Source organism: Malaciobacter sp. (assembly GCF_055140965.1).
Map to the genome: position 1 here is coordinate 1 of NZ_JBSRRO010000066.1, position 7,135 is coordinate 7,135.

Here is a 7,135-nt window from a genome sequence, read left to right on the forward strand (position 1 = left end):
TAATTCTAATCCTTAGCTCTCAATCTCTTGTTTGCCTCAGCGAATTTGGACGGGAATTATAGACAAATCTTGCCCCTTTGTCAAGGGTTTAAACTTAATGTGGGCTTAAATTTTGGAAAAATCTTTCTCTTATTTTTCTTTCTCTATATTTTATGGGGTTTTTTATAATAAATTAATTCTATTTATATTTAATTGTTAATATTTCATTTACATTTATTATGTATTATATCAATAGTGTAATGTAATAGTATGTTATTTAAAGATAATATTAAGCATAACATATTAGAATTTCATTACTACATAATATAAGAATTAAACAAAGGATTAAAGATGTATAATAGAGATTATCTAGAACAATCTCAAAAAAATACAGCTCAAGACTCATCAAGAGTTGAGATTATGAGCTTTTTAAAAGCTACATATCAATTATTTGCGGGATCACTTTTAGCAGCAACTGCTGGAGCATATATTGGACTTGATATAGTTTCAATAATTGCAGGACCAGTTATGTGGATACTATTTGCAATTGAATTAGGATTAATATTCTTTGTTATTCCTAGAGTTAAACACACACCAGGTGTAAACTTAGCAGTATTATTTGCATTTACATTTATTACTGGGTTAACAATTGCTCCATTATTGTCTGCAATATTTTCAATGCCAGGTGGTGCATCAATTGTTGGTCAAGCATTTTTAATGACAGCTGTAGCTTTTGGTGGGATTTCAATGTTTGCAATGACAACAAGAAGAGATTTCTCTTCAATGGGTAAATTTTTATTTATTGCATTAATTATAATGATTGTTGCTGGTATTTCAAATATCTTCATTCAATCATCAATGTTTCAATTAGTAATTGCAAGTGCTGGAGCACTTCTTTTCTCAGCTTTCATTCTTTATGATACACAAAATATCATAAGAGGTGGATATGATTCACCTGTTGAAGCTGCATTGTCACTATATTTAGATTTCTTTAATCTGTTTATATCTTTACTACAGATTTTAGGTATTATGAATAGTGATGACTAAATAATACTAACTCCAAAAGGAGTTAGTATTTCACTACTATAATATAAAATATGAAAAAAAATAATTTAAGACTTATTGATGCTAATTTAAATAGATTAAGAGAGGGTATTAGAGTTGTAGAAGATATCTTTCGATATATCTATGATGATAAAACAACAGCTTTTAAATTAAAAGAGTTAAGGCATCAAAGTAGAATTGGAATTTATGAAGATCTACTTCAATCTCGTGATATTAAAAATGATGTTTTAAAAAAATCAACAAACAGTGAACAAAACAGAAAAAATCTAGAATCAATACTTATTGCAAATTTTAAACGTGCGCAAGAGAGTGCTAGAGTATTAGAAGAGTTTTGTAAACTAACTTCTAGTAAAGATAGTGAAAACTTTAAGTATATTAGATATGAACTTTATGACTTAGAGATTGTTCTAACAAATATTACTTCAAACTCTAAATAGTTTAAATTATACTCTTTATATAATTTTTTTGCATCTTTAAAGTTTAAAGAACTATCTCCACTTACTCCTGAGTTTTTAATATAATCAAACATCTCTTTTTTATTATCAAACTCTAAATTATAAGTATATTTCTCAAATTCACAATCAAAACTATTTAAAAATGCCTTTCTTATATTATCTTCATCTAATATTGGTGATTTTTTATTTGTTATATTTTGAATACTTTTAAATGTATTTGAAGTAAAAAGTACTGCATTTATACTATTTGTAGATTGTGCAAGTTTTGATACAAGTTTTGATAGGTTTTTTGACCATTGTAAAGCAGATGCAGATACAACTGTATCAAACTTTTGATTTTCTAAAAAATTAAAAAATTCATCACTATCAAAATCAAAACACTCAACTTTTACTTTTTTATTTCTTGGATGAAGCTTGCACATTGAAGAAGCAAAGTCAATTGCGCAGTAAAAATCCACTTCCCAATCAATATTTTTATAAACTTGTCCTGAACCACAACCTAACTCTAAAATAGTTTTAGGCATACTGTTTATATCTCTAATTAATGCTTTTGCAATGATTTGTTGAATAATATTATTGTTATTATAATTTTTTGCATGTTTTGTAAATTCATTTTGTACAGACATATAAAATTTTATCTCTTTTAAAGTTTATTATTTAGATTTTTTTGCATTTTAGCTATATCTTAATAAGTTTTAGATAAAATAAACAGCATTTTTAAAAAAGGACAACAAATATGACCTCTACACTATTAATAGTTCAATTTGTATTAGCTATTATATTAACAATAACAATTTTACTTCAAAAAAGCTCTAGTATTGGACTTGGTGCTTATAGTGGAAGTAACGATTCACTATTTGGCGCAAAAGGACCTGGTAGTTTTTTATCAAAAGCCACAATGGCAATAGGATTAATTTTTGTTATTAATACCTTAGTTCTTGGGTATATGTACAATGAACAAAGAAATAAAAGTGCTATTGATAATGTAAAAATCAACACTTTAATTCCTAACAAACCAGAACAAAAAAATGAACAGTCAGCACCAGCTGCACCTACTGCACCTAGTGTTCCTGCAACAAAATAAAAATAAGAAGTAGAAGTATGAAATATCTACTACTTCTTATAATGTCTTACTACTATTTAAGTGCTAATGCGCATGTATTTGTTTATCATAGATTTGGGGATAGCAAACATGCAAGTACAAATACAACACTTAAAGAACTAGAAAAAGAGTTTACATATTTTAAAGACAATGGGTATGAAGTTGTAAAACTTTCTCAAATTATTGAAAAAGTAAAAAACAAAGAAGAAGTTCCAAATAACTGGATAGCACTGACTATTGATGACTCTTATAAAAGTTTTTATGAAAATGGTTTGCCCATTTTTAAAAAATACAACTATCCATTTTCTTTATATGTATATGTTGAAGCAACAAAAAAAGGTTATGGTGACTTTATGACATGGAGTGAGCTAAAAGATGCTTCTAAGTATGGAGAAATTGGCTTACACTCTTATTCTCATCCACATCTTACAAAGATTTCAAAGCAAGAAGTTTATAATGATACAAAAAAATCTTTTGAAGTATTTGAAAAAAAACTAGGATTTAAACCTAAATCATATGCATATCCTTATGGAGAGTATAATGATCAAATAAAAAATATATTAAAAGAGTTTAATTTTGATTATATATTAAATCAAAGCATAGGAACTGTAAATAAAAACTCTGATATTTATGACATAAATAGAATAGCTCTTGTGGGTAAAGTTAACTTAGAACAAAAATTAAGATATAAAACTTTAGAAGCTCAATGGCTAAAGCCATTAAAATATCCTAAAGATGGTGTGCTTAAAAGAGTTCATGCAAAAGTTGATTCAAAAATAAAAACAATAAAACTATATATTACTGGTTTTGGATGGCAAGATGTAAAAGTAAATGATGGTATAATTGATTTAAAATTAAACCTTAAGTTAAAAAATCCAAGGACTAGAATTATGCTAAGTCCTGATTACTTTACAGTTGCAAATAAAATCATAATAAAAAATTAATATTTAAAAGGAGAACAAAATGTTAGAAGAAATTTATACTGAAACAAAAGAGCATATGGAAAAGTCTATTGAAGCTTTAAGAAGAGACTATAAAAGTTTAAGAACAGGAAAAGTATCAACTTCAATATTAGATGGAATTAAAGTTAGTTATTATGGAACGCCAACAGAATTAAATCAAGTTGCTTCTGTACTATCACCAGATGCAACAACAATAGTTATATCACCTTGGGAAAAAAACTTAGTAAGTGATATTGAAAAAGCAATTAACGAAGCAAATATTGGTGTAAACCCAAATAATGATGGTGAAGCAGTAAAACTATATTTCCCTCCTATGACTGTTGAGCAAAGACATGAAGCTGCAAAACAAGCAAAAGGTATGACAGATAATGCAAAAGTTGCAATTAGAAATGTAAGAAAACATGCAAATGATAAAGTAAAAGTTTTACATAAAGATAAAGAAATAACTGATGATGAAAATAAAAAAGCATTAGATGAAATTCAAAAGATTACTGATTCATATGTAACAAAAGCAGATGAAACATTTAAAAATAAAGAACAAGAAATATTAACGGTATAATTGAATGAATGTAGAACAAATATATAAAGACTCACAAGCATTGTTAGAAGGTCACTTTAAATTAAGTAGTGGTAACCACTCTAAATTTTATTTACAATCTGCAAAAGTTTTAGAAGATCCTAAAACAGCAAAAATCTTAGCTGAAGCTTTGGCAAAACAGATAAGAAATAGCAAAATCAAAGTTGATGCAGTATGTTCTCCAGCACTAGGTGGTCTTGTAGCAGGTTTTGCATTAGCAACTGCACTTGATGTAAGATTTATCTTTGCAGAACGTGTTGAAAAAGAGATGACTATTAGAAGAGGTTTTGAGGTACAAGAAGGTGAAAATTATATTATCTGTGAAGATATTATAACAACAGGTGGTTCAGCTCTTGAAGCCGCAAAACAAATAGAAAACAATGGTGGAAATGTTGTTGCGTATGCAGCTCTTGCAAATAGAGGTTTTTGTTCAAGACAAGGAAGTAATATTAAAGCAAAAGAAAACTGTAAATTACCACTTGATAAACCACTTTTTGCACTTGAAGATTTTACATTTGAGATGTATTCTCCAGAAGAGTGTCCAATGTGTAAAGAAGGAAGTGTAGCATACAAGCCAGGAAGTAGAGGAAACTAAGTTTATGAGATGGAGAGATGTAAAACATAATAAAACTAATAAACAAGAAACAATTATCAAAGAAGATAATTCAAACCCTTGTGCATCTCTTTTTTCTAGATTTAAATCCTTTCTAACTGATTCATTTTTAATAACTACTCCTATTACTTACTTAGTAATATACTTAGTTTTAAACGGAGGAGAAGATTTTGCCCAAAATAGAGCTTATGGGTGGAGTCTGATTCTTGGTATTAGTGCAGTTATAATTTTATTTTTTTGGTATGTGAAACAACAAACACCAGGAATGAAAGCTTACTCTTTAAAAATTGTAACTTTAAAGTATCAGAAAATAACTTTTTTACAAGCAGCCTTAAGATATATTGCTACATTAGTTTCAATTATTTCTATTTTCTTAATGTTTTTACCTTTTTTACATAAACAAAAAAAGAGTTTTCAGGATTTGATATCAAGAACAATTATAATTGATGAATAATCTCAATGCTTTTTTTTAGTATATCTGCATTTTATTTTTTTTACTTTGCAGCAGTTGGTATTTATGTTATATTTTTACCAAAGGTATTACAAGATGTAGGATATGATGCTCTTGATATAGGTTTTATACTTGCACTTGCTCCTTTAATGAGATTTGCAACTCCTTTTTTATTCTTAAAACATATAAACTTAAATCAAACGGTTTTTAAAATTGCTTTATTTACATCAATATTCTGTGCAATACTTTTTTACTTTACACTAAATAATTTTTATGCATTTATGTTTAATAATGCAATTTTAGGAGCTTGTCTTAGCCTAATTTTACCTTATCTTGAAATCTTGGCAATAAAAGATTTAGGTAAAGATAAATATGGAAAATCAAGACTTTTTGGTTCAATTGGATTTATGTTAATTTCTTTAATATTGGCAAGATTTCTAACACAGCCAAAAATTGCATTGGATTTTTATCTATTTGTAATAAGTATGATGGTTATATTCTCTTTAATATTACTTCGTTTTGATGTTTCACATGAAACTCAAAATCAAGATACATATGAAAATTTTTCTTTTACCAAGCATTGGACATTTTGGGTATGCTTATTTTTAATGCAAATAAGTTTTGGTGGTTTTTATAATTTTTTCACTATTTATGAAACAGCACATGGAATCAGTCTAGAAATGACATCATATCTTTGGTCATTTGGTGTTATATGTGAGATTTTAATGCTTTATTTTCAAGGACCTTTGTTAAAAAGAAATCTTATAAAAATAATCAAATTTTGTTTACTTATAACTACTTTTAGATGGTTATTATTATATTTATATCCTGATTCATTAATGATAACATTCTTATCGCAAAGCTTACATGCTTTTTCATTTGGACTATTTCATAGTGCTGTAATAATATACCTTTACTCTTTATACGAAAATAAAAAACTTGCACAACAATTCATGTATGGAGTTGCATATGGACTTGGAGGTTTTTTAGGTGCTTTAATAGCAGGTTGGTTATATGGAGCAAATCTATTTTTATATAGTGCTATATTTTCAGCACTTGCATTTTTAGTAATTATCAATAGAAAATAAAGATTACTCTATTTGCATAACTAATAGTTTAATATTCTTTTTCTCTTGTATTTCAACTAATTTTAAACCCTCAATATTTGAAGCTAAAAATTCAGCAATTGAACTTATGTTATTAGTTGCTAAATGCTTTAATAAAATACCCCTATAGTGTTTTGCCCAATGACTAACTACTTTATTATCTTTTAGAAATTTAAAAGTTAATACATTTGCTTTTTTAGCTTTATAAAATTTTTCATAATGGCCTGCTCTTAAATCTATTATCTCTTCACCTAAATAATCATCAAGAGCTAAACTAAAGTTTTCTAAATAAAACTTTTCTACATTTATATTAGGTAGTTTTGCGCCTTGTTTATATTTATAATCAGGTATTAAATCAGAAGCTTTAATTGGACCAAAAAGATTAGAAAATAAAACTACATTATCATCTATATAAGCTTTTTGCTTATTATCTAAACAATCATAAGCTAATGCATCAAAAGCCACTCCATCATATCTTTGAATAGCTTTCATTGTTGGCTTATTTTTAAGTGATTGTTTATATCTTTTAACTTCTTCAATTTTTTTTAATCCAAACCATTTTGACAACTCTTGCAAATCTAAACTTTTTATATGATTTTCATAAAGTTCAAATATCTCTTCTCTTTTAGAAAATAGTTCTTTTAAAAAAAAGTTTTCTTCACAAAATGGTTTTGAATCTCCATTTGGGTTTTTAGTTTCAGCTGGGGCTAAAAGTATTTTCAATTAATTTCCTCGTATAATAAATTTATCAAGTTACTAGATCAAATAAGAGTAGTAATCTGATAGTTATTTAGACTTTGGTAAAGTTAAATATTGTTTTACCAA

Annotated in this window: 10 protein-coding genes; 8 read left to right on the top strand and 2 right to left on the bottom strand. The window is 27.0% G+C overall.

All coding sequences use genetic code 11. The features are described 5' to 3' along the window. Window positions 1-330 precede the first annotated feature (330 nt). Both ACTCCZ_RS13090 and ACTCCZ_RS13095 read left to right on the top strand, forming a co-directional pair. Complete coding sequence (locus ACTCCZ_RS13090; RefSeq protein ID WP_079580367.1) at window positions 331-1,026, top strand: Bax inhibitor-1/YccA family protein; 696 nt, start codon at window positions 331-333, stop codon at window positions 1,024-1,026. A 50-nt stretch (window positions 1,027-1,076) separates the two neighbouring features. Beyond that, window positions 1,077-1,481 carry a thiamine-phosphate pyrophosphorylase gene (locus tag ACTCCZ_RS13095; RefSeq protein ID WP_079580366.1) on the top strand — a complete coding sequence of 135 codons (405 nt, stop codon included), beginning with the start codon at window positions 1,077-1,079 and terminating at the stop codon, window positions 1,479-1,481. On the opposite strand, the gene ACTCCZ_RS13100 is transcribed toward ACTCCZ_RS13095, so the two are convergent. Further along, complete coding sequence (locus ACTCCZ_RS13100) at window positions 1,433-2,125, bottom strand: methyltransferase (protein ID WP_079580365.1); 693 nt, start codon at window positions 2,123-2,125, stop codon at window positions 1,433-1,435. The genes ACTCCZ_RS13095 and ACTCCZ_RS13100 overlap by 49 nt on opposite strands. Before the next feature lie 110 nt (window positions 2,126-2,235). Between ACTCCZ_RS13100 and secG the strand changes: the two genes are divergently transcribed. Genes secG through ACTCCZ_RS13130 form a run of 6 tightly spaced genes read left to right on the top strand, consistent with a single transcriptional unit; the run spans window position 2,236 to window position 6,292 of the window. Continuing rightward, window positions 2,236-2,583 (top strand): preprotein translocase subunit SecG, encoded by a 348-nt coding sequence (gene secG, locus ACTCCZ_RS13105; RefSeq protein WP_079580364.1) that lies wholly within the window; start codon window positions 2,236-2,238, stop codon window positions 2,581-2,583. A 17-nt stretch (window positions 2,584-2,600) separates the two neighbouring features. Beyond that, window positions 2,601-3,545 (top strand): polysaccharide deacetylase family protein, encoded by a 945-nt coding sequence (locus ACTCCZ_RS13110; RefSeq protein ID WP_079580363.1) that lies wholly within the window; start codon window positions 2,601-2,603, stop codon window positions 3,543-3,545. A gap of 19 nt (window positions 3,546-3,564) precedes the next feature. Continuing rightward, window positions 3,565-4,122: a ribosome recycling factor gene (gene frr, locus ACTCCZ_RS13115; protein ID WP_079580362.1), complete on the top strand. Its 558-nt coding sequence runs from the start codon at window positions 3,565-3,567 to the stop codon at window positions 4,120-4,122. Between the two features lie 4 nt (window positions 4,123-4,126). Beyond that, window positions 4,127-4,735 carry an orotate phosphoribosyltransferase gene (pyrE, locus tag ACTCCZ_RS13120; protein WP_079580361.1) on the top strand — a complete coding sequence of 203 codons (609 nt, stop codon included), beginning with the start codon at window positions 4,127-4,129 and terminating at the stop codon, window positions 4,733-4,735. Window positions 4,736-4,739: 4 nt separating this feature from the next. Further along, window positions 4,740-5,207 (top strand): RDD family protein, encoded by a 468-nt coding sequence (locus tag ACTCCZ_RS13125; RefSeq protein WP_079580360.1) that lies wholly within the window; start codon window positions 4,740-4,742, stop codon window positions 5,205-5,207. 5 nt (window positions 5,208-5,212) lie between these two features. After that, window positions 5,213-6,292, top strand: a complete 1,080-nt coding sequence (locus ACTCCZ_RS13130) for an MFS transporter (RefSeq protein ID WP_079580359.1) — start codon at window positions 5,213-5,215, stop codon at window positions 6,290-6,292. Between the two features lie 3 nt (window positions 6,293-6,295). Here the strand turns inward: ACTCCZ_RS13130 and ACTCCZ_RS13135 are convergent, their stop codons facing one another. Further along, on the bottom strand, window positions 6,296-7,033 hold the full coding sequence (locus tag ACTCCZ_RS13135) for a YaaA family protein (protein ID WP_079580358.1): 738 nt from the start codon (window positions 7,031-7,033) through the stop codon (window positions 6,296-6,298). Window positions 7,034-7,135: the final 102 nt, after the last annotated feature.

Coding starts and splice junctions, on each gene's coding strand:
- ACTCCZ_RS13090 (WP_079580367.1), top strand. CDS start 331: ATGTATAATAGAGATTATCTAGAACAATCTCAAAAAAATACAGCTCAA.
- ACTCCZ_RS13095 (WP_079580366.1), top strand. CDS start 1,077: ATGAAAAAAAATAATTTAAGACTTATTGATGCTAATTTAAATAGATTA.
- ACTCCZ_RS13100 (WP_079580365.1), bottom strand. CDS start 2,125: ATGTCTGTACAAAATGAATTTACAAAACATGCAAAAAATTATAATAAC.
- secG (WP_079580364.1), top strand. CDS start 2,236: ATGACCTCTACACTATTAATAGTTCAATTTGTATTAGCTATTATATTA.
- ACTCCZ_RS13110 (WP_079580363.1), top strand. CDS start 2,601: ATGAAATATCTACTACTTCTTATAATGTCTTACTACTATTTAAGTGCT.
- frr (WP_079580362.1), top strand. CDS start 3,565: ATGTTAGAAGAAATTTATACTGAAACAAAAGAGCATATGGAAAAGTCT.
- pyrE (WP_079580361.1), top strand. CDS start 4,127: ATGAATGTAGAACAAATATATAAAGACTCACAAGCATTGTTAGAAGGT.
- ACTCCZ_RS13125 (WP_079580360.1), top strand. CDS start 4,740: ATGAGATGGAGAGATGTAAAACATAATAAAACTAATAAACAAGAAACA.
- ACTCCZ_RS13130 (WP_079580359.1), top strand. CDS start 5,213: ATGCTTTTTTTTAGTATATCTGCATTTTATTTTTTTTACTTTGCAGCA.